The organism is Hydromonas duriensis, from assembly GCF_004363775.1.
Classification (GTDB): Bacteria; Pseudomonadota; Gammaproteobacteria; order Burkholderiales; family Burkholderiaceae; genus Hydromonas; species Hydromonas duriensis.
The window spans coordinates 14,459-35,028 of the sequence record NZ_SNZE01000014.1; the positions used below are offsets into that span (position 1 = coordinate 14,459).

Annotated in this window: 23 protein-coding genes; 2 read left to right on the top strand and 21 right to left on the bottom strand. The window is 47.1% G+C overall.

Going from position 1 to position 20,570, the window contains the following annotated elements:
- Positions 1–4: 4 nt before the first annotated feature.
- The 3 genes from DFR44_RS07195 to DFR44_RS07205 all read right to left on the bottom strand — a co-directional run bounded on the left by DFR44_RS07195 (position 5) and on the right by DFR44_RS07205 (position 3,514).
- The gene (locus DFR44_RS07195; protein WP_133620542.1) at positions 5–1,114 is read right to left on the bottom strand and encodes an S-(hydroxymethyl)glutathione dehydrogenase/class III alcohol dehydrogenase; all 1,110 of its coding nucleotides are present in this window, start codon (positions 1,112–1,114) and stop codon (positions 5–7) included.
- Between the two features lie 111 nt (positions 1,115–1,225).
- Positions 1,226–2,752 (bottom strand): O-linked N-acetylglucosamine transferase, SPINDLY family protein, encoded by a 1,527-nt coding sequence (locus DFR44_RS07200; RefSeq protein WP_133620543.1) that lies wholly within the window; start codon positions 2,750–2,752, stop codon positions 1,226–1,228.
- A 6-nt stretch (positions 2,753–2,758) separates the two neighbouring features.
- Complete coding sequence (locus DFR44_RS07205; protein WP_133620544.1) at positions 2,759–3,514, bottom strand: Nif3-like dinuclear metal center hexameric protein; 756 nt, start codon at positions 3,512–3,514, stop codon at positions 2,759–2,761.
- Between DFR44_RS07205 and DFR44_RS07210 the strand changes: the two genes are divergently transcribed.
- Together DFR44_RS07210 and DFR44_RS07215 are read left to right on the top strand one after the other, a co-directional pair.
- A complete protein-coding gene (locus DFR44_RS07210; protein ID WP_133620545.1) occupies positions 3,515–4,687 on the top strand; it encodes a S1C family serine protease in 1,173 nt (390 codons plus the stop codon).
- A gap of 13 nt (positions 4,688–4,700) precedes the next feature.
- Positions 4,701–5,678, top strand: a complete 978-nt coding sequence (locus DFR44_RS07215) for a hypothetical protein (RefSeq protein WP_133620546.1) — start codon at positions 4,701–4,703, stop codon at positions 5,676–5,678.
- A gap of 111 nt (positions 5,679–5,789) precedes the next feature.
- On the opposite strand, the gene DFR44_RS07220 is transcribed toward DFR44_RS07215, so the two are convergent.
- From DFR44_RS07220 to DFR44_RS07305, 18 genes are all read right to left on the bottom strand, one after another.
- Positions 5,790–6,356: an MlaC/ttg2D family ABC transporter substrate-binding protein gene (locus DFR44_RS07220; protein ID WP_133620547.1), complete on the bottom strand. Its 567-nt coding sequence runs from the start codon at positions 6,354–6,356 to the stop codon at positions 5,790–5,792.
- Positions 6,357–6,433: 77 nt separating this feature from the next.
- Positions 6,434–7,330 (bottom strand): MlaA family lipoprotein, encoded by an 897-nt coding sequence (locus tag DFR44_RS07225; protein WP_133620548.1) that lies wholly within the window; start codon positions 7,328–7,330, stop codon positions 6,434–6,436.
- Positions 7,331–7,365: 35 nt separating this feature from the next.
- Positions 7,366–7,872, bottom strand: coding sequence for an outer membrane lipid asymmetry maintenance protein MlaD (mlaD, locus tag DFR44_RS07230; protein WP_133620549.1), 507 nt, complete (start codon positions 7,870–7,872; stop codon positions 7,366–7,368).
- A gap of 39 nt (positions 7,873–7,911) precedes the next feature.
- Complete coding sequence (gene mlaE / locus DFR44_RS07235; RefSeq protein WP_133620550.1) at positions 7,912–8,697, bottom strand: lipid asymmetry maintenance ABC transporter permease subunit MlaE; 786 nt, start codon at positions 8,695–8,697, stop codon at positions 7,912–7,914.
- Positions 8,694–9,449: an ABC transporter ATP-binding protein gene (locus tag DFR44_RS07240; RefSeq protein ID WP_133620551.1), complete on the bottom strand. Its 756-nt coding sequence runs from the start codon at positions 9,447–9,449 to the stop codon at positions 8,694–8,696. Before DFR44_RS07240 ends, mlaE begins: the two co-directional genes overlap by 4 nt.
- Before the next feature lie 196 nt (positions 9,450–9,645).
- Positions 9,646–10,062: a F0F1 ATP synthase subunit epsilon gene (locus DFR44_RS07245; RefSeq protein WP_133620552.1), complete on the bottom strand. Its 417-nt coding sequence runs from the start codon at positions 10,060–10,062 to the stop codon at positions 9,646–9,648.
- Positions 10,063–10,168: 106 nt separating this feature from the next.
- The gene (gene atpD, locus DFR44_RS07250) at positions 10,169–11,548 is read right to left on the bottom strand and encodes a F0F1 ATP synthase subunit beta (RefSeq protein WP_133620553.1); all 1,380 of its coding nucleotides are present in this window, start codon (positions 11,546–11,548) and stop codon (positions 10,169–10,171) included.
- 43 nt (positions 11,549–11,591) lie between these two features.
- A complete protein-coding gene (locus DFR44_RS07255) occupies positions 11,592–11,906 on the bottom strand; it encodes a hypothetical protein (protein WP_133620554.1) in 315 nt (104 codons plus the stop codon).
- Between the two features lie 8 nt (positions 11,907–11,914).
- Positions 11,915–12,799: a F0F1 ATP synthase subunit gamma gene (atpG, locus tag DFR44_RS07260; RefSeq protein WP_133620557.1), complete on the bottom strand. Its 885-nt coding sequence runs from the start codon at positions 12,797–12,799 to the stop codon at positions 11,915–11,917.
- Positions 12,800–12,860: 61 nt separating this feature from the next.
- Positions 12,861–14,402 (bottom strand): F0F1 ATP synthase subunit alpha, encoded by a 1,542-nt coding sequence (gene atpA / locus DFR44_RS07265; RefSeq protein ID WP_133620560.1) that lies wholly within the window; start codon positions 14,400–14,402, stop codon positions 12,861–12,863.
- 50 nt (positions 14,403–14,452) lie between these two features.
- Entirely contained in the window at positions 14,453–14,986 is a 534-nt protein-coding gene (locus DFR44_RS07270; RefSeq protein ID WP_133620563.1) for a F0F1 ATP synthase subunit delta, read from the bottom strand.
- Between the two features lie 19 nt (positions 14,987–15,005).
- On the bottom strand, positions 15,006–15,476 hold the full coding sequence (locus DFR44_RS07275; RefSeq protein WP_133620566.1) for a F0F1 ATP synthase subunit B: 471 nt from the start codon (positions 15,474–15,476) through the stop codon (positions 15,006–15,008).
- Positions 15,477–15,569: 93 nt separating this feature from the next.
- Positions 15,570–15,806: a F0F1 ATP synthase subunit C gene (atpE, locus tag DFR44_RS07280; protein ID WP_133620569.1), complete on the bottom strand. Its 237-nt coding sequence runs from the start codon at positions 15,804–15,806 to the stop codon at positions 15,570–15,572.
- Positions 15,807–15,877: 71 nt separating this feature from the next.
- A complete protein-coding gene (atpB, locus tag DFR44_RS07285) occupies positions 15,878–16,735 on the bottom strand; it encodes a F0F1 ATP synthase subunit A (protein ID WP_133620571.1) in 858 nt (285 codons plus the stop codon).
- 31 nt (positions 16,736–16,766) lie between these two features.
- Positions 16,767–17,099 (bottom strand): ATP synthase subunit I, encoded by a 333-nt coding sequence (locus DFR44_RS07290; RefSeq protein WP_162845200.1) that lies wholly within the window; start codon positions 17,097–17,099, stop codon positions 16,767–16,769.
- Positions 17,100–17,276: 177 nt separating this feature from the next.
- A complete protein-coding gene (locus DFR44_RS07295; RefSeq protein WP_133620575.1) occupies positions 17,277–18,800 on the bottom strand; it encodes a YifB family Mg chelatase-like AAA ATPase in 1,524 nt (507 codons plus the stop codon).
- Complete coding sequence (locus DFR44_RS07300; RefSeq protein ID WP_162845201.1) at positions 18,797–19,867, bottom strand: ligand-gated ion channel; 1,071 nt, start codon at positions 19,865–19,867, stop codon at positions 18,797–18,799. The genes DFR44_RS07295 and DFR44_RS07300 overlap by 4 nt, the downstream gene beginning before the upstream one ends.
- Before the next feature lie 87 nt (positions 19,868–19,954).
- Positions 19,955–20,248, bottom strand: coding sequence for a hypothetical protein (locus DFR44_RS07305; RefSeq protein ID WP_133620579.1), 294 nt, complete (start codon positions 20,246–20,248; stop codon positions 19,955–19,957).
- Positions 20,249–20,570 lie beyond the last annotated feature (322 nt).

Below are 20,570 nucleotides of genomic sequence, written 5' to 3' on the forward strand. Positions count from 1 at the left end.
ACTCTTAAAAGTGTACGACAGTGCGAATGGATTGACCCGTGTGCATTAAATCAAAGGCCTCATTGATGCGCTCGAGCGGCATGGTATGGGTGATAAACGGATCCAACTGAATGTCGCCACGCATCGCGTCTTCTACCATGCTCGGCAATTGTGTGCGCCCTTTGACCCCACCAAACGCGCTGCCGCGCCACACACGCCCCGTCACCAGCTGGAATGGTCGTGTTGAAATTTCCTGTCCCGCGCCCGCGACGCCAATAATCACACTTTCGCCCCAGCCTTTGTGACAACACTCAAGGGCGGCGCGCATGACATTGACGTTGCCGATGCACTCAAAACTAAAATCAACACCGCCATCGGTCAGCTCAACAATCACGTCTTGGATGGGTTTGTCTTCATCTTTCGGGTTGATGCAATCGGTCGCCCCCATGCTGCGCGCCAAATCAAATTTAGATGGGTTGGTATCAATCGCAATGATGCGCCCTGCTTTCGCTTGTTTCGCACCTTGCAGCACCGCCAGCCCAATGCCGCCTAAGCCAAACACCGCGACAGTGTCGCCTTCTTTGACCTTGGCGGTATTGTGTACCGCACCGATGCCCGTCGTCACACCACACCCGAGCAAACAAACCTTTTCCAATGGTGCTTCTGGGTTAATTTTAGCCAATGAAATTTCAGCCACAACGGTGTATTCACTGAATGTGCTCGTACCCATGTAATGATAAATCGGTTGGCCTTGATATGAAAAACGTGTGGTGCCATCGGGCATCAAGCCTTTGCCTTGTGTGGCACGAATTTTTTGACACAAATTGGTTTTACCTGACAAGCAAAAATTGCAGGTTTTGCACTCCGCTGTGTACAAAGGGATGACGTGGTCTCCAGGCTGCACCGAGGTTACACCCTCACCCACTTGAACCACGATACCGCCACCTTCGTGACCCAAAACAGCAGGGAAAACACCTTCTGGGTCGTCGCCACTCAGGGTGTAGGCGTCTGTGTGGCACACGCCCGTGTGCGTGATTTTTACTAAGACCTCACCCGCTCGTGGCGGTTCAACATCAATCTCAACAATTTGTAATGGTTGACCTGGACCAAAAGCCACCGCAGCACGTGATTTCATGTAATTTTCCTATAACAATGTTAAGCAGAGATAGTTGAGCATATCCTTAGACTGGGTATATGTCAACGAACGTTCGTTTAAATTTCTTAATAAACAAAAAATGAACTTTGGTTAGAGGTTTCTTACACCGTCGTCTCTATGTGTGCCGCTCCAATGTTCATGAATGACCCGTTTCATCAAGGCTCCAAATCGATGCGCGTATGACTGCGCATTGAACACATCGAACTGATATCGGTTATTGTCCAAATGTTGGCGCATGGCTTTTAATTTGGAAACATTTCGAGCCAGCTCATCAATTTTTTTGAAATACTCGTCTTCATGCCACGTCACACACTCATCTAAACCCACGGCATGTAGCAAACTGGCGGCAACTCGCGAGGCAAATGTAGTACCCGCCCATGTCACCACGGGCGTACCCGCCCACAAAGCATCACTGGTCAAGGTGTGACCGTTATAAGGATGGGTGTCCACAATCACATCCGCACAACGTAAGCGGGCAAAATGAGCACCAATGCCTAAAGGTGGTGAAAAATATAAACGGCTGGGATGAATTCCTCGCCGCGAGGCTTCGACTCTCAGATTATGACAAACCTCTTCATTGTCAGACAGCAACCACAACACCCGTGATGCATCTAACCGCAAAAGATGGCACCACACATCGAATATTTGCGGTGTAATCTTGTAATTTTGGCTCATGTTTGCCAGCACAAAAGCGTCTTCAGGTAAACCCCAGTGCGAGCGCGGCAATTGTTCTGGTAGGCCTCGCAGCTCATCATTGGGCTGGTAACAACCTTCAATGCGCAAGACTTTTTCTGCATACGCGTAATCAAGCTCGGGCGGCGTAACAATGGCATCGCCAATGATGTAATCAAAAAAAGGCATGCCCGATGTCCCGGGAAAATATAGGTAATGAATTTGAATGGGCGCAGGTCGTCTTGCAAAGATACCTAATCGTGCGCTCGCTGGATTTTTAATGCTCAATAAGATGTCAATGCCATCTTCATACATACGTTGCGCGGCCTGCTCATCCGTCAGCTCTTGAATCGGAATAATGGCATCATAAGCATTTTCGACTCGCCGCCGATAACCATCATTTTGCGAGGGTGTATCGCCAAAATCATAGGCGCACACTTCAAATTGTGTGCGGTCTATTTTGGCCACCGCGCCCGTCAGCAAATACGCCGTTGCTTGGGCAAAAAAATCCGCCCCGACAAAACCCAATTTAATTTTTTTGCTCGATGATGGTGGGACATGCTTAAATGCAGTCAGTATTTGGTCTTGAAGCGATTGTTGAATGTATTCAGCATGCTTTTGTGTGAAATAAAGCAGGGCAAGGTTGCTCAAGGCTGGCGCGGCCAAAGTCGCTTCGCCGACAAACCATACGTCTTGCGCCACACCCATGACCGTGAGTCGCTGCAAATGCTCGTAGTGCTGCCATTCACTTTGGTCTTGCGCATGTTTAAAACCAGCCCATGCCGATGAAAAACGCCGCTCGCTGATGACTTTAAAATACTCAGGGGCTTTTTCTATCGCGGCATCAAAATATTGCACCGCTTCAGTATGTCGCCCCTGCTTTTGCAACTCATTGGCTCGCTCGAGCAACGCTTGCGCGGATAGAGAAGTAGACAGAATGGTCATGATGGGTCACACGGGATTATATTCATCAAAAAAGCGATGCATTAAACCGAATCGCTGCACCAAGTATTCGCCCAAAGCTTGAACACCGTAACGCTCCGTAGCATGATGCCCGCAAGCCAGATAGTTCACGCCCAGTTCGGTCGCCTCATGGAACGTGCGTTCAGAAATTTCGCCTGAAATAAAAGTTTGCGCCCCTGCCGCGGCCGCAGAACCGATGTAATCTTGTGCCGCGCCCGTACACCACGCGATTTTACCCACCAACGCGCTTGAATCTCCGATGAGTTGTGGCGCACGACCAAGACGTTGCTCGACTCGTGCCGCCAACTCGCCAAGCGTGACACAATCTGATGCGCCATGCCAAACCAAGGGTTCATCTGATAAAACGCCTGTTGCAGTCAAGCCCAACTTCATTCCAAGCTGGGCGTTATTTCCTAAAGTCGGATGCGCATCTAGTGGCAAGTGGTAGGCGATTAAGCTCATGTCGTTCTTAATCAAGGCCGCTATGCGACCATGTTTCATGCCCACGATGGGCGCGTCCTCGCCTTTCCAAAAATAACCGTGGTGAACCAGCAACGCATCCGCCCCCCATTCGGCCGCTTGCTCAATTACTGCGCGGCTTGCTGTGACAGCTGTCGCTATTTTAGTTATACTTGGACGTCCCTGAATCTGCAAACCGTTCGGGCAATAGTCTTTAAATGATGCCACATCTAAAACGGCATCCATTTCACTCAATAATGCTTTCAATAAAATAGTACATTCCATATGTTAAAACGCTTCTGGTTGGTGTTAACGCAAATTGTTACGATATTGCTACTCATGTCTTTTGTGGTACTTACTCTTAAACCACAATGGTTCCCTGAGTCGGTCACACGGTGGTTCAGTGGCTACAAATCCCCCAACCCTGTGCTTAAATCGGGAGAAACGCTGGCACCGCGCGAAGCCCCTCGAAATTTATCGGGTCTATCCTATCACGCCGCTGTCTCAAGCGCATTGCCTTCTGTGGTGAAAATTTTTACTTCGCGCAGTGTAACTAAAAATCCGTATAACGACCCCGCTTTAAATCAATTGTTTAACCAAGGTCAACCTCAAACGCCCGAAAACAGTTTGGGTTCTGGCGTCATCATTGATAAACAAGGCTTTGTGGTCACCAATCATCACGTCATTGAAAATGCCGATCAAATTGAAGTGGCTCTGAGCGACGGACGACGCGCCAACGCGACCGTAATTGGCTCAGATGCCGACACCGATGTCGCTGTACTTAAAATCAATCTCGACAAGCTACCCAGCATCACATTAGGGCATGACGACCAACTTCAGGTTGGTGATGTTGTACTCGCTATTGGCAACCCTTTTGGCGTTGGGCAGAGCGTTACAATGGGCATTGTATCGGCCTTGCATCGCAGTCAATTGGGCATTAACACCTTTGAAAACTTCATCCAAACCGATGCGGCAATCAACCCAGGCAATTCAGGCGGTGCTTTGGTTGACTCGAACGGGAACTTGGTCGGCATCAATACCGCCATTGTCACGGGCAATACCAGCAGCGAAGCAAATGCTGGCATCGGATTCGCCATCCCTGTCAGCGTCATGAAGCAAATTGCCGATGAATTAATTGCCACGGGTACGGTCACTCGAGGGTTTATTGGCATCTCGTCCCAAAATGTCACCCCTGAAATGGCGAAAGCGTTTAATCTATCAAGCCAAGAAGGAGTTATTATTGCCAGCGTTCGTGCGGATGGCCCAGCGGGAAAAGCAGGCATCACCGTGGGTGATATTTTATTCAGCATCAACGACACCCCCATTAAAGACACCGCTGACATGCTAAACGAGGTGGCTCACCTTAAACCCGGTGCGAAGGCACAAATAAAACTGTTGCGCAACGGGCAAATTTTAGACGTGACGGTTATTATCGGCACGCGTCCTTCTAACAAATAATCGGAGAGGTTCAATGAAAAATACGAAAGCCTTATTTAACGACCATTTGTCAGCCTTGGACAACCTGCTCACTCAAGCTCACTTGCAAGATGACCCTGCGCTTTGGCTCTATCAAAACAACGCCCGCACCGTTCTATTTTATTTAGAAGGCATGTGCCGAGCACTGGCTCAGTTTCACGACTCCAAACGATTTAACAAACTCACTGAACGATTCAAAACTCTTGAAGATGCACTCGGACAGATTGATTATTTTGATGCTTTTGTCAAAGAGTTCAGCGCCAACCCAACCATCCCTGCTGATGTGGTTGAGCACTTAACACAAGAGCGTCAAATGGCTTTGCTCGCCTTAAATGGCGCCTTACAAAAGGAAGGCTGGATAGGCGAATCCGCACGGCGAATCAAAAAAATTCGCAAAGGCAAAAAGACGAAGTCGATTAACTGGCTATCGGATGAGGAGTTAGTACTCGCTTTGCGTCACTTGTACGAACAAAAAATCGCCGACATCACTCTCGCATTAACACAATCGTTTAAAAGCATCGAAAATGACTTACATGAGCTGCGCAGACAGGTGCGCTGGTTGAGCATCTATCCGCAAGCCTTTAAGGGCTACATTACTTTGGCTCAACCTCGTCGAATAGTTGCCAAAAAATTCGATAAATACTTAACCGATGACATCGTCCACTCACCTTTTAATCAGCTGCCCCAATCGGACAACATCACCTCGCCATTGCAACTGAATCAAAACAATTTTTATGCCATGAGTTGGTTTATCGCTGCCACAGGGCTGTTGAAAGACCAAGGTTTGCGCTTAGATGCACTGACACACTCGATTCACATCACGCAAAAAGTCGCTCCAGAAACAGCACAATCGCAAGCGATGCTGATGCTCGGTTCCCAGCAAGCCTCAACAGATGAAGTGCTTTCGGCCGCTCAAATCATCGCAAAACAGCTCAAAATGGATGCTATTTTCACAGGTTTGGTCGTGGGATAAACAACACAAACGTATTAAGAAAATCCCTCCCACTCTATGACGTGGGGCATGTAAAAACCCCCACCTTTCGGCGGGGGTTTATTAATCGACATCTCTAAGTGGATGAATGTGTTATTTAGACTTCAAATAGCTAATCAAAGCAGGTACGCCGCCTTTAGCAACGATGGGGCGAAATTGACCCGCATAGCTTTGTACCAACCATACACCCGCAACGCTTAAATCATTGACTTTCCAGCCGCCATTATTTTCAAGACGATATGTCACCATTTTTGCGCCACTTGACGTGTTGATGCGTGTGCGCACTTCATTGCCATTGGCAGGATAAACGTCAATGCTATTGATAGAAGCGCCTTTGAAACCACCCGCATAGGTGCGCACCAAGTAACGACGCGATTCCACCATCAATTCATTTTGTTCAGCCGCACTGGCTTTATTCCAAGCAGGACCAACAACACGAGAGACCATGCTGCGAAAATTCACATGTGGCATGATGTTGCCATCGACATATGTGCTAATGGCGGATGGGCTGCCATTTTTTAAGCCTGGGTTTGAACGTATGGCCGCTAACACCTGATCGGACATGGTTTTAATAAACTGATCCGCTGTTTCTGCATGTGCAGCACCGACCACAGTCAATAGGCTCAAGCCTAACATCATTTTTTTTAAAAACTTCAACATCGCTATTCTCTTCTCTTAAAAGTTAACCAATATAACAGGAATCGTCATAATGCACGCCTGCGGACTCAGGTTGACGCTTACTTCATTTTTTCTGCATCAGGCGCATTTATTTTTTGCGCCATTAATTCTGCTTGCGCTAAAGCATCATTAGCAGGTGCGGGTGCAACTGCTTCTGCAACGTTTAGCCTCTGCTCAGCCACGACCTCAGGCATCTCAGCTGAATTTGATGCAGTTGCTGACAACGGCACATCATCAGGCGCATAATCTTCATCACGCACTTGAGCTTCGCGTTGCTGCAACCAAGCATCTCGCAAGAAAGTGTAGCGGTCTATCGCTGTATCATCAACCAAATCCAGCGCCTGCTGCAATGATGCGCGTGTATCAAGAACTTGAAAACCTGTCAGTGAATTACTCAGTTTTACCGAGCGGATATAACCAATAGGCCCTGCAAAAAAATCAACAAATTTTGCGCTGGCATCACGTACCGTTGAAGGACCTAACAGTGGCAAGTTAATAAAAGGACCTGATGGCACGCCCCAAACGCCAAGCGTTTGACCAAAATCTTCTTCATGCTTTGGAATATTCCATTTACTTGCCACATCGATGCAGCCTCCAACACCCACCGTGGTGTTCACAACGAATCGACAAATATCCTGCCCAGCGGCTTTGAGCTTACCTTGCAAAAGGTTGTTCACCGCGGTATAAGGCACTTTTAAATTTTCGAAAAAACCATGAATACAGCGACGGGGGCCTGATGGCACCACTTTTGTATAACCATTTATCACGGGTCGAAATAAGACTTGATCCCAACCATCATTGAATTTGTACGAACCACGGTTAAAGCCCTCAAGCGTATCCTTGGTGAGGACAACATCATCTTCGACTGGCGTGACCACACTTTGTTGTGCATAGGTTGTCGTGACCAGCAAAGCGAGGCTCAGTCCAATAAATATTTTTTTTAATATGCTATGCATGACATTCTCTTAAAGTTAGGTGCGTCATTGTAAGCTCATTTGCTTTGTTCTGCAGAATCCGAACTTTCCGACTTTGCAGAGGACTCGGCTTTGTTGATGCCAAACTGGGTAATCAAATCTTCTAAGACCATTGCCGATTGGCTGTTGTCCAAAGTGCCGCCTGCAGCAACGGGGTGTTCAATGTCCGCCCCTTGCGTCAAACTGATAAATTGAGCACCTAGCAAGCCCGCCGTATTGATGGACGCACCGCTGTCTTGCGGGATTTTTAAGCCATCATCAATAATTAAGGTGACTTGCGCTTTATATTCGCCACCCAAATTTTTTAGTTCAATGCCGCCGACACGCCCAATCACGACACCCGACATTTTGACGGGAGCACGCTCTTTTAAAGTACCAATATTTTGAAAATTAACCATTACTGGATAACCACTTTTTGTACTGAGGCCACCACGTCCACCAACGACCAACGCCAAGGCGACCAATCCAACTATGCCGAGCAAAACGAAAAAGCCGACCCAAATATCAATTTTTTTCTGTTGCATTTTAATCCTCATCACTTTCTTTAAAGCATTGGCCATGTTTTAACTAAACATCAGCGCCGTCAAAATAAAATCCAATCCCAAAACCAATAACGCAGACTTAACCACGGTTCGGGTCGTGGCCTGAGCCACACCCTCTGGTGTTGGATGGGCTTGCGCCCCCTCGTATACTGCCAAAAAGCTCACGGCCAAGCCAAAGACCACGCTCTTGATTAAGCCATTAACAATGTCTTCCCGCACGCTGACGCCGTCATTCATCATCGACCAAAATGCCCCGTCATCGACTCCAAGCCACCACACTGCGACCACATAGCCCCCGTAGACACCGACTAAAGCAAACAAGCCTGTAAGCATTGGCACAACAAAGCCCGCCGCCCAAAACCTTGGGGCAAACACACGATTGATAGGGTCTACACCCATCATCTCCATTGCTGAGAGCTGTTCACCCGCCTTCATTAAACCGATTTCAGCCGTCATGGATGTGCCCGCCCGTCCCGCAAATAAAATAGCCACCACCACTGGAGCAAGCTCTCGTACCAGCGACAAGGCCACCAGCAAACCCACCATGCTTTCAGAACCAACTCGGCTCAAAGTGTAAAAGGCTTGCAAGCCAAGCACCGCACCAATAAAAGCAGCCGAGACAATCATAATCACTAAGGAATAGTTACCCAAAAAATGAATCTGCTGAAACACCAGCCGCGTGCGTGAAAACCAAACCTTAGCATTGGCAAACAATCCCGCCAGCATGCGCATCGCAAATCCTAGAGTGCTTACGCTTCCTCGTACTCGTGCGCCTATTTTTTCCAAACGATTTAATATGAGATTCATACCACAACCTTTCCAGCATCAAGCGCATGACGACCATGAATAAAACGCTTTATGAAGGGCTCTTCGCTCGCCCATAATTCTGCTGGCGTACCTTCAGCAATCATTTTTGATTGATGCATCACATAAACATAATCGGCAATCGCAAACGTTTCCTGTACATCATGCGAGACCACGATGGAGGCCGCATTCAGCTCGTTAGTCTGTTGGCGAATCAGTTGCGCAATGGTATCCATAGCAATCGGGTCAAGCCCAGTAAAGGGTTCGTCAAACAACATTATCTGCGGATTCTGTGCAATCGCTCGCGCCAACGCAACCCGTCGCGCCATACCCCCCGAAATTTCGCTCGGCATTTTGCCTTCGGCATCCGCCAAATCAACAGCGGTCAATTTAGACATGACTTGGGCACGTATTTCCTCAAAACCCATCTTGGTGTTTTCGCGCAAAGGAAAGGCCACATTTTCAAACACAGACATGTCGGTGAATAAAGCACCAAACTGGAACAGCATCCCCATTTTTTTACGCACTTCACGCAAAGCCTGTGCATTGTCATACGGCAACGGAGCACCAAGTAGCGTCGCCTGCCCTTCACTCGGCCGCAACAGCCCCGCGACCAAACGCAACAAGGTCGTTTTGCCACACCCAGAAGGCCCCATAACTGCAACCACTTGGCCTCGAGTCACTGAAAGGCTTACACCTTGCACAATTGGCTTGGCCTGCCCATACGCAAAATGAACATCATCAAGTTTAATCATAAAAAAATACCGTCACTTTAATAGGTCAGATGTTATTTTTATGTAATGACTCATTTAAAGAACATAACAAAGCATCACATATCAACAAAAGCATAATAATACCTAAAAAAAAGCCCACTTGAAGATTCAAATGGGTTTTTACAGCATAAGCTGGTTTTTATATCAAAACCAACCACGATGTGGTTTATCCGTTATTTTATTTTTTACGTCGTAATTTAGCCAATGTCGCCAACTCAGCCATAGCGATAGCAAGCTCAGATTGAGCGTGTGCCAAGTCCATTTCGCCTTTGTTATTACTCAGCACTTCTTCTGCACGCGCTTTAGCTTCCAAGGCGCGCGCCTCATCCAAATCCTCACCGCGAATCGCAGTATCGGCCAGAACGGTGACCGATTTCGGCTGGACTTCTAAAATACCGCCCGCAACAAAAACCAACTCCTCGCTGTCATCACTCATTTGAATGCGCACAGCACCTGGTTTAATCCGCGTAATCAATGGCGTATGACCAGGCATGATGCCCAGCTCGCCAGATTCGCCTGGCAACACCACAAATGCCGCTTCACCCGAGAACACTTCGCGTTCCGCGCTGACCACGTCAACGTGTATCGTACTCATAATCTTTCCTTCAATAATGAACCAAACCTTTATACATCGCCCAGTACTTAGGCAATCTCTCAAATGAGATGAGCCGCATTGCTACGGCTCACATCACCAGTCGGCCTTAGTTCATTTTAGCTGCTTTTTCCACAGCTTCGTCGATGCCGCCAACCATGTAGAATGCTTGTTCTGGCAAATGGTCATACTCACCAGCGATAATGCCTTTAAAGCCACGAATGGTTTCTTTTAATGTCACATATTTTCCTGGAGAACCAGTAAACACTTCTGCTACGTGGAAAGGTTGAGACAGGAAACGTTGAATTTTACGCGCACGACCAACAATTTGTTTATCTTCTGGGCTCAACTCGTCCATACCCAAAATCGCGATAATGTCACGCAACTCTTTGTAGCGTTGCAATGTTTGCTGAACACCACGCGTCACAGAATAGTGCTCTTCACCAATCACATTTGGATCGATTTGACGGCTGGTTGAATCCAAAGGATCAACCGCTGGATAAATACCCAAAGACGCAATGTCACGACTCAAGACCACGGTTGCATCCAAGTGACCAAAGGTGGTCGCTGGTGACGGGTCGGTCAAGTCATCCGCAGGGACATATACGGCTTGAATTGAGGTAATTGAGCCCGTTTTGGTTGAAGTAATGCGCTCTTGTAAGCGACCCATTTCTTCCGCCAATGTCGGCTGGTAACCCACCGCTGATGGCATACGACCCAACAATGCAGACACTTCAGTACCTGCCAACGTAAAGCGGTAAATATTATCCACGAAGAACAAAATATCACGACCTTCGTCACGGAAATGTTCAGCCATGGTCAAACCAGTCAAGGCAACGCGCAAACGGTTTCCTGGAGGTTCATTCATCTGACCATAAACCAACGCCACTTTATCCAAGACGTTAGAGTCTTTCATTTCATGGTAGAAGTCATTACCTTCACGAGTACGCTCACCCACACCCGCAAAAACAGAGTAACCACCGTGTTGTTTAGCGATGTTGTTAATCAATTCCATCATATTAACGGTTTTACCCACACCCGCACCACCGAACAGACCGACTTTACCACCCTTTGCGAATGGACAAATCAAGTCAATCACTTTAATGCCTGTTTCAAGCAATTCTGTTGAAGGCGACAAATCGTCAAACGCAGGTGCCAATTGGTGAATTGAGCGTTTGTGCTCAGATGACACTGGACCCGCTTCATCGATTGGGTTACCCAAAACGTCCATGATACGACCCAGAGTGGCCGCACCCACAGGAACGGTGATAGGCGCACCTGTGTTTTTTACAGTCAAACCACGACGCAAACCATCTGATGAACCCAAGCAAATGGTACGCACAATGCCGTCGCCCAATTGCTGCTGAACTTCCAAAGTCAACTCAGAGCCATCCATTACGAGGGCGTCATAAATTTTAGGGATGCTGTCACGCGGAAATTCAACGTCGATGACCGCACCGATACACTGAACAATTTTACCTTCTACCATATTGCACTCTCAATCTGAACTTAAATGACTCTTTATGACCACACTACTTAGCCACACCACATGCTTGTTGCCAAAATGCCGAGGCATCTTGACAGGTTTTAGACTGCTCCACTGTGGGCATTGAACCCAACCGCTCAAGCAAGACCGCTGACATTTTCTGGGTATCTTCTTTATTAGAAACCCCTCTGCCAGAACAGTATTCAAGCTGATGTTTCAGGTCTTGACACTCGCTGGGCAGATGCTCCCACTTTACTTCTGCTACTGTGCTTGATTTTGGCTTTTGCTGATTTTTTTGAAAACAACCTGCAAGCAAAACGGCTAAAACAGCCAAAACCAGATAACTATTCTTTTTAAACATGCCTTCGCTTAAGAAGCGATGGCAGCAGCACCACCAACAATCTCCGACAATTCTTTGGTAATCGCTGCTTGACGTGATTTATTGTAAATCAACTGCAATTCACCGATTACTGTCTTCGCATTATCTGATGCTGCCTTCATTGCAACCATTCGAGCCGATTGCTCCGATGCAATGTTTTCAGCAACCGCTTGGTACACCAGTGCCTCAACATAGCGCGTCAACAATTCGTCAACGACAACTTCTGCGCCAGGCTCATACACATAATCCCAAGAATATGCTTTCTTTTCAGCATCTGTTTGCGCCATCAGATCGCTGGGTAAAGGAAGCAACTGTAACAAAACAGGCTCTTGTTTCATGGTGTTAATGAACTTTGTGTAAGCCAAATAAAGCACATCGATTTCACCATTAATATACGCATCAATCTGAACTTTGATAGAACCGATTAAATCATCAATACGCGGCGTATCGCCTAAAGCCGTATTGTGTGAAACCACTTGTGCTTTAATGCGATTCAAAAAGCCCAAACCCTTGCCGCCTATTGCAGTCGTTTGAATTTTCACACCCGCATCTTGCCATGATTTGAACTGATTACTCGCAGCACGAATGATATTGGTATTCATCCCGCCGCACAAACCCTTGTCTGTTGACACCAAAATCATACCAGCGCCTTTAACCTCTGGACGTACAACCAAAAATGGATGACGATACTCTGGATTGGCGGTGCTCAATTGTGCAGCAATGTTGCGGGCTTTCTCAGCGTACGGGCGAGCAGCGCGCATACGATCTTGTGCCTTGCGCATTTTAGAAGCCGCCACCATTTCCATGGCTTTGGTGATTTTACTGGTGTTTTGTACGCTTTTAATCTTACCGCGAATTTCTTTAGTGCTTGCCACTGTGTATCCTTTGCTTTTATTGAAGGCTTGAAAATTTCAAACCTTCAACTCAAACTCAAATTTAGAATGCCGCGTTTTGTTTGTACGCCTTCAAGGCTTCTGCCAATAACGCTTCGTCTTCTTTGGTGACTTCTTTTTTGCTCTCAATGCTGTCCACTAAACCAGCATGGCTCAAGCGCAAATAATCGTGCAAGCCTTTTTCAAACGGCAATACATCTTTCACTTCCAAATCATCCAAATAGCCATTATTTGCAGCATATAAAGAAGCTGACATTTCCCAAACCTGTAAAGGCTTGTACTGTTGTTGCTTAAGCAACTCAGTCACACGACGACCACGCTCAAGCTGCTTACGTGTGGCTTCGTCCAAGTCAGAAGCGAACTGCGCAAAAGCAGCCAACTCACGATACTGTGCCAAGTCAGTACGAATACCACCTGACAACTTCTTCACTGCTTTAGTTTGTGCAGCACCACCCACACGAGAAACGGAAATACCCGCGTTAATCGCTGGACGCACGCCCGCGTTAAACAAGTCAGTTTCTAAGAAAATCTGGCCATCCGTAATCGAAATTACGTTAGTTGGAACGAATGCAGTCACGTCCCCCGCTTGTGTTTCAATCACTGGCAACGCTGTTAATGAACCTGTTTTACCCTTAACCGCACCTTTGGTGAATTTCTCAACATATTCTTCAGAAACGCGCGCCGCACGTTCAAGCAAACGGCTGTGCAAATAAAACACGTCACCTGGATAAGCTTCACGTCCTGGTGGGCGGCGTAACAGAAGAGAAATTTGACGATATGCCCAAGCCTGTTTAGTCAAGTCATCATAAATAATCAACGCATCTTGACCGCGGTCACGGAAGTACTCACCCATAGAACAACCAGCATATGGTGCGAGATATTGCATTGCGGCAGAATCAGAAGCCGTTGCAGAAACGATGATGGTGTAATCCATAGCACCGTGCTCTTCAAGCTTACGAACCACGTTTACAATTGACGACGCCTTTTGGCCAATCGCAACATAAACGCAAATCATATTTTTGCCTTTTTGATTGATGATGGCATCAATCGCAACAGCAGTTTTACCTGTTTGACGGTCACCAATAATCAATTCACGCTGACCACGACCAACAGGCACCATCGCATCAATCGCCTTCAAGCCCGTTTGTACAGGTTGATCAACCGACTTACGCCAAATCACGCCAGGTGCAACTTTTTCAATCACGTCTGTCTCTTTTGCATTAATCGCACCTTTACCATCGATAGGCGCTCCCAATGCATTGACCACGCGACCGAGCAATTCTGGACCAACAGGAACTTCCAAAATACGACCCGTGCATTTAACGATGTCGCCTTCAGAAATGCTTTCGTATTCACCCAAAATCACCGCACCCACAGAGTCACGTTCCAAGTTCAATGCCAAACCAAACACATTGCCTGGAAACTCCAACATTTCACCTTGCATCACGTCTGACAATCCGTGAACACGGCAAATACCATCGGTGACAGATACAACTGTACCTTGCGTGCGCAAGTTAGCAGAGTCATCCACACCTTGAATGCGATTTTTAATCAGTTCGCTGATTTCTGAAGGGTTCAATTGCATGCTATTGCTCCAAAATTTTCACCACCAAATCGCCGACGGCGATTGGCATCTCAAGCCGTTAAGGCTGATTGCATGCGTGCCAATTTAGCACGCACAGACATATCCAACACCTCATCACCCACCGTGACACAGAAGCCGCCAATTAGCGACGCATCCACGCTCAGAGTGGGATTGAGTTTTTTACTTAATTTTTTTTCAAGCGCAGACACCAGCTCTTTGGCCTGTGAGGCCTCCAAAGGAAAGGCAGACACTATGTACGCATCAGCAGAACCTTCAAACGCATGTTTATGCGCTGAAAAAGCATGGGCAATCGCAGGGAAAGCATCCACTCGATTTGCGCTCACGACAGCACCTAGAAAATTACGCATGCTTGCCGTTGAAGGTGCAACAACCTTCTCAAAAATGTCTATTAGCTGAAAGCTAGTGACACTTGGATTTTTGGCCAACTGGCGAATTTCGTCTTGTGAAGCGGCTGTCGCTGCTGCACTCAAAAAATCATTCCAAGCAGACAAGGCGCTCTCCGCCTTAGCCACGTCAAATGCAGCTTGCGCATACGGGCGGGCGATGGTACTCAATTCAGCCATAATGACTCCGTTTGCTTAATTACAATTGCGCTTTAATTTGCGTCAACAATTCAGCATGGTTTTGCGAATTAATCTCACGACGCAAAATCTGCTCCGCCCCTGACACCACGAGCATTGACACTTGGTCGCGCAAAGACTCTTTAGCACGAACAATCTCTTGCTCAGCATCCGCTTTAGCAGCAGCAATAATACGAGCAGCCTCAACCGAAGCAGCCTCTTTCGCTTGCGCTTCTACTGCCTGCGCACGTTTCTCAGCATCCAAAAGAATTTGATGAGCGTGTTCGCGCGCTTCTTTTTCAAAACCAGCCGATTTAACTTTTGCTTCTTCTAGGCTTTTATTGCCTTTATCAGCAGCCGCCAAACCTTCAGCGATTTTCTGGCGACGTTCATCAATCGCCTTAATCATCGGAGGCCAGATAAATTGCATCGTTACCCAAGCCAAAACAAAGAAAACAATGGTCTGGATAAATAAAGTGGCATTAATATTCACGGCTTTATTCCTTTAATAAACGTAAAACAACGATTCACGCCAAGACAACACCGCTCAAACGTTCTTTGAGCGGACGACAGCGTATTTACGCTATTAGCCTTTGAAAGGATTAGAAGTAGCGAACCACAAAGCAACCGCTGTACCAATAATGAACGCAGCGTCAATCAAACCTGCCAACAAGAACATTTTGGTTTGGAGTTTATCCATCAATTCAGGTTGGCGCGCAGAAGCTTCAACAACTTTACCACCCATCAAACCGATACCGATACATGCACCCAACGCGCCCAAACCGATAATCAAACCACATGCAATCGCTACGAAACCTTCCATGACCAACTCCTTTTATGAAAAAACAAAACAACCATCTAAAAAATAAAACTCAAAACTTTTTTAACAACTCATTAATGCGCTTCATGTGCTTGACCGACATACACCAAGGTCAACATCATAAAAATAAAGGCTTGCAATAATACAACCAGAATATGGAAGATAGCCCAGATCGAACCTGCAATCACTTGACCAAGCGCCAAGCCAAGGCCAGTTCCGAGACCCACTGTCCCCCAAGCTGCACCCATGGTTGCAATCAGCGCAAAAATCAATTCGCCCGCAAACATGTTACCAAACAATCGAATCCCCAAAGATACGGTTTTCGAGAAGTATTCAACGATATTCAAACCCAAGTTGGCTGGCGCCAAATACCACTTGGCTCCAAAAGGAGCTGAAACCAGCTCATGCGCAAAACCACCAAAACCCTTAATTTTAAAGCTGTAGTACATCATTAACAAGAATACAGCAAAGGCCATCCCCATCGTCGCATTAATATCTGCAGTAGCAACTATGCGTGTGTAAGGCAAGCCCAAACCGAGCTGGTGATTTAACCAGCCTGGCAAATCAATAGGCACCCAATCCATGGCATTCATAAAGACAACCCAAAAGAACACAGTAAGCGCCAATGGCGCAACAAATGTGCGATCGCCATGAACAATGGACTTCGACTGCTCTTCAACCATCTCAACCAACGCTTCGACAGCGGCCTGCGTTCGGCTTGGCACGCCCGACGTAACTTTGCGAGCAATCATCCACAACAAAAGCAGCCCTAGGACGCCCAAAAATACCGAAAAGAAAACGGTATCAACATTGACAACTGAGAAATCAATCAGCTTGGTTTGCTTTTCACCAGAGTTCGTCAAATTGATCAAATGGTGACCAATATACTCCGATGAGTTGGCGGGTGCTTGGTGTCCTACTTCAGCCGACATAAAAACCTCAGAAAAAAATAATTCAAACTATTTACGTTACCGCACGCAGCAAGCCAAAGCTGTGCGCCTTGATAACAACAACCAACGAAACCCAATACGGCAAAGGATGCACTACAAATTCAATGCGTCGCCAAACAAAGTAGCTTAGCGCGAAAACCAGCAGCAGCTTAATGGACTCACCCAACATCAACCTTACAACGGAAGGTCGGGCATTCACTTTGAGATAAAGTGCAAACAACATGTTGGGCAGCAACGCCACCACCGCGCCGAGCGCGGCAGATAACGCAGCATCCAAACCAAACAGCCCTGCAATCAAGACCACCAATGCTGCACACACCGCCTGTATGCCAATGACATAAGCCATGCGCATCACCCTCGTTTCTTTAACTTTGCAATTGTAGCGGTCTTACAACACACTGTCAACGCCAAATACATGCAGAAATACGTGCAGCAGCCGATTTGCTACACCTTTGTATCATCAAATCATCCGCAGTGCATTCAAAAACTATAATTATAGGTCAGTCCATTTCAAGCCATTTTGTTAGGCTAGACTTTGCAGGGCGCGGCGGTACTGTATGGCTTGAGCAATGTGTGCAGCACTCAAAATTTCCACACCATCCATATCCGCAATGGTGCGTGCAACTCGTAACACCCGATGATAAATACGCGCCGACCAGTTCAATTGGGTCATGGCTCGACTGAGCAACACTCGCGCCGAGTCTTCCATCACGCAATATTTATCCACTTCAGCCACTGACAGACGTGCATTTACACAACCCTGTCGCGCCAATTGTCGCTCGTAGGCGGAGCGGACCCGTCGCGCAACGATTGTGCTACTTTCCGCTTCCGACGCATTTGCAAGCGACTCTATTTCAACGGCAGGCACTTCAATTTGCATGTCAATTCGATTTAAAAACGGCCCTGACAAGCGCGATTGATACCTGCTCACTTGGTCTGGTGAACAACGACAAGCGCGGGTCGGATGCCCCAAGTAGCCACATGGACAGGGATTCATTGCTGCGACGAGTTGAAATCGTGCTGGAAAGGTCGCCTGTCGCGCCGCTCGTGAGATATGAATCTCACCCGACTCCAGCGGCTCGCGCAACACCTCCAAAACTTTTTTATCGTATTCAGGCAATTCGTCTAAAAACAACAGTCCGTTATGCGCCAAGGATATTTCACCTGGCCTTGGGATGGAGCCACCCCCAACCAAGGCCACAGCTGATGCTGTGTGATGAGGGTTTCTAAACGGCCGCTTTTTCCATTGTTTAAAATCAAACTGCGCGGCACTTGACGCAATCGTTGCACTTTCCATCGCCTGTTGCTCTGTCATTGGTGGCAAAATGGTAGGCAACCGTGAAGCCAACATTGACTTGCCTGTACCTGGCGGGCCTACCATAAGCACACTATGCCCGCCCGCTGCAGCCACCTCTAAAGCCCTTTTAACTGCCGCCTGTCCACGTACATCGGCCCAATCGACATAAACCTCACTTAAAGCGGTTTGTGCTTGCGCCACCACCTCCTCTTGTGCATCGGGCGAGCGCAACTTTGCGCATACATTTAACAATGAGCGCGCCGACCAAACCCGTGCAGCACTCACAAGAGCAGCTTCTGCGCAACTTGCCTCTGGCAAAACCACGATGGGTGGCTCGCGCCCTGCCGTCATCGCTTCTTGCGTCAAACCATAAGTCATCGCCAGCGCACCCTGAACAGGACGCAACTCACCCGACAGCGACAATTCACCCGCAAACTCATATCGCTCGAGGTGCTTCACTTGAAGCTGACCACTGGCAATTAAAATGCCTAAAGCAATAGGTAGATCAAAACGTCCCGATGCTTTTGGCAAATCCGCTGGAGCCAGATTGACCGTGATGCGCTTGGCGGGAAATTCAAGCTGCGCATTTAGGATGGCGGCGCGCACACGGTCTTTTGATTCGCGCACTTCCGCTTCGGGCAATCCAACAATATTGAACGAAGGCAGTCCGTTTGCCAGATGCACTTCAACAGTCACCAGCGGCGCGGCCATGCCGAGCAAGGCCCTTGACTTCAAAACCGCGAGACTCATTCAAGCATCCCAAAAAACAGCGGCCTCATGGTATACAAGGTCATCGCCATATAAACCAATAAGCACATCACACCCATTAGACGATCAAACCGAATGGCTTGCTTCATGCCCTGCGGGTCAGACTCTCCATCATGAATGTGCGCAAGCTTGGTTGACATCGTTAATGCCGCGACCACGCATATACAATAAAAATATCCGATGACGTATAAATTATCGAGCAAAGTCATGTACTCAATTGTTGGCAAATCCTGACTGGAGGTCATTTGTAACGCCACAATTGACAGCAAAGACACCACCGCAATTTGAAATCGCGAATCCACCAAGCTTGGGTGCAACAAAAAAGCCAAGGAACAACACACCACCGCCAGCAGGATGGGCAAGATGTTTTTCATGAACGCGTTGACATGCGGTCGCTCTATCGGCAACTCTAGACTGATTCGAGAATATGTCGATGCGGCTGTGCGCGGGTCACCAAAGTCTGTTTGGTGGGTATAGTCTTGCGCAACCAATGAGGGCTGTTTATACAAAAACCCTGGTAATTTCAGCTCAGAATTAACACTGACCTTTTCAACCACATAACGCATTTTATTGGACTCGTTAGCAGCATCCTCAATCACCACTTGGATAATCTGCTTATCAAATGGGTAGTTGTGCAAATCCATTTTTCGACTGAGTTTACCTTGGATATGCTTGACCTGATAAAGAGAACCATCTGGCAACAGTTCTGGTTTCTCAAAGCTATTGGACATGACCGTACTCCAAGACTCGGAGTGATTGACAAACTCCATGGTGTCTGCTGGATTAATTTCTGGGTTTTTCCACTTGAACCAAATGTAAAAATCGACCATGTAATTGTGCAGCTTAAGGTCAATGGACTGCACATCATTTAGGTAAACGCCAATTTTAACCTCCTCCATGTGAACTGGCGCGGCTTGTTGCACCTCTCGCTTAACCTCATCTGGCATCGTTAAGGTCAACGCATTCGCACACGCGACACCAACAAACCAGTACAAACCCAGCACAAGCCATATCAATTTATTTTTATAATGTGTTTTGTATTGTCTCAAGATACAAACTCCTAGATATTTTGGTTTAGGAGTCGACATAGTAAACAGTGCTGAGGAGCGATGCAAGTACCTTTTGAAATAGAAAATTCAATCGTCATCTAACGTGATTTCAAAGCCCCCCAAGTATTTTGCCAAAAAGTTATACAAGGTTGATACGCCCAAAGCCACCAAAAACACCAACACAACATTGAGCAATATGGCAGCGAGGATGTTTTCAAAATCAGCCTGACTGAGACTTGCCAAAAAACCACTGCTGCTTTCACGAAAAGCGGTCACTACGAGCGCACTGATTGCAACAACGAGCGCAACCAAACAATAAATAACAGTGAGCAAAATACTGGTGTGCAAAGGTGAAATACGAACAATATGGCGTGTAGACATTCTAAATACCGTTTTAAAAAAAATGTGAATAATAAAAAATTTGAACGGTCATCATTGTGGCGCAAAATTTATTGGTAGTGCACAAATAAATTGGGAATTTTATTGTTTAACAGTGCTGAGTAGTGCTTTTGCACGGCTGCGGTTATAATGGCGGACATTATTGAAAAAGCATTGCGTACTTACATGGCTGTGTAAGGCGTGCACGCGTTACCTGCGAATAGTTAAAACAAAATCAATTATTTAAAACAAAACTCACCTAGGCACATGAGGCGAGGGAGTCAGCGACTCAAACAGCGACTCTTTTTTTAAGCTGCTCTATTTT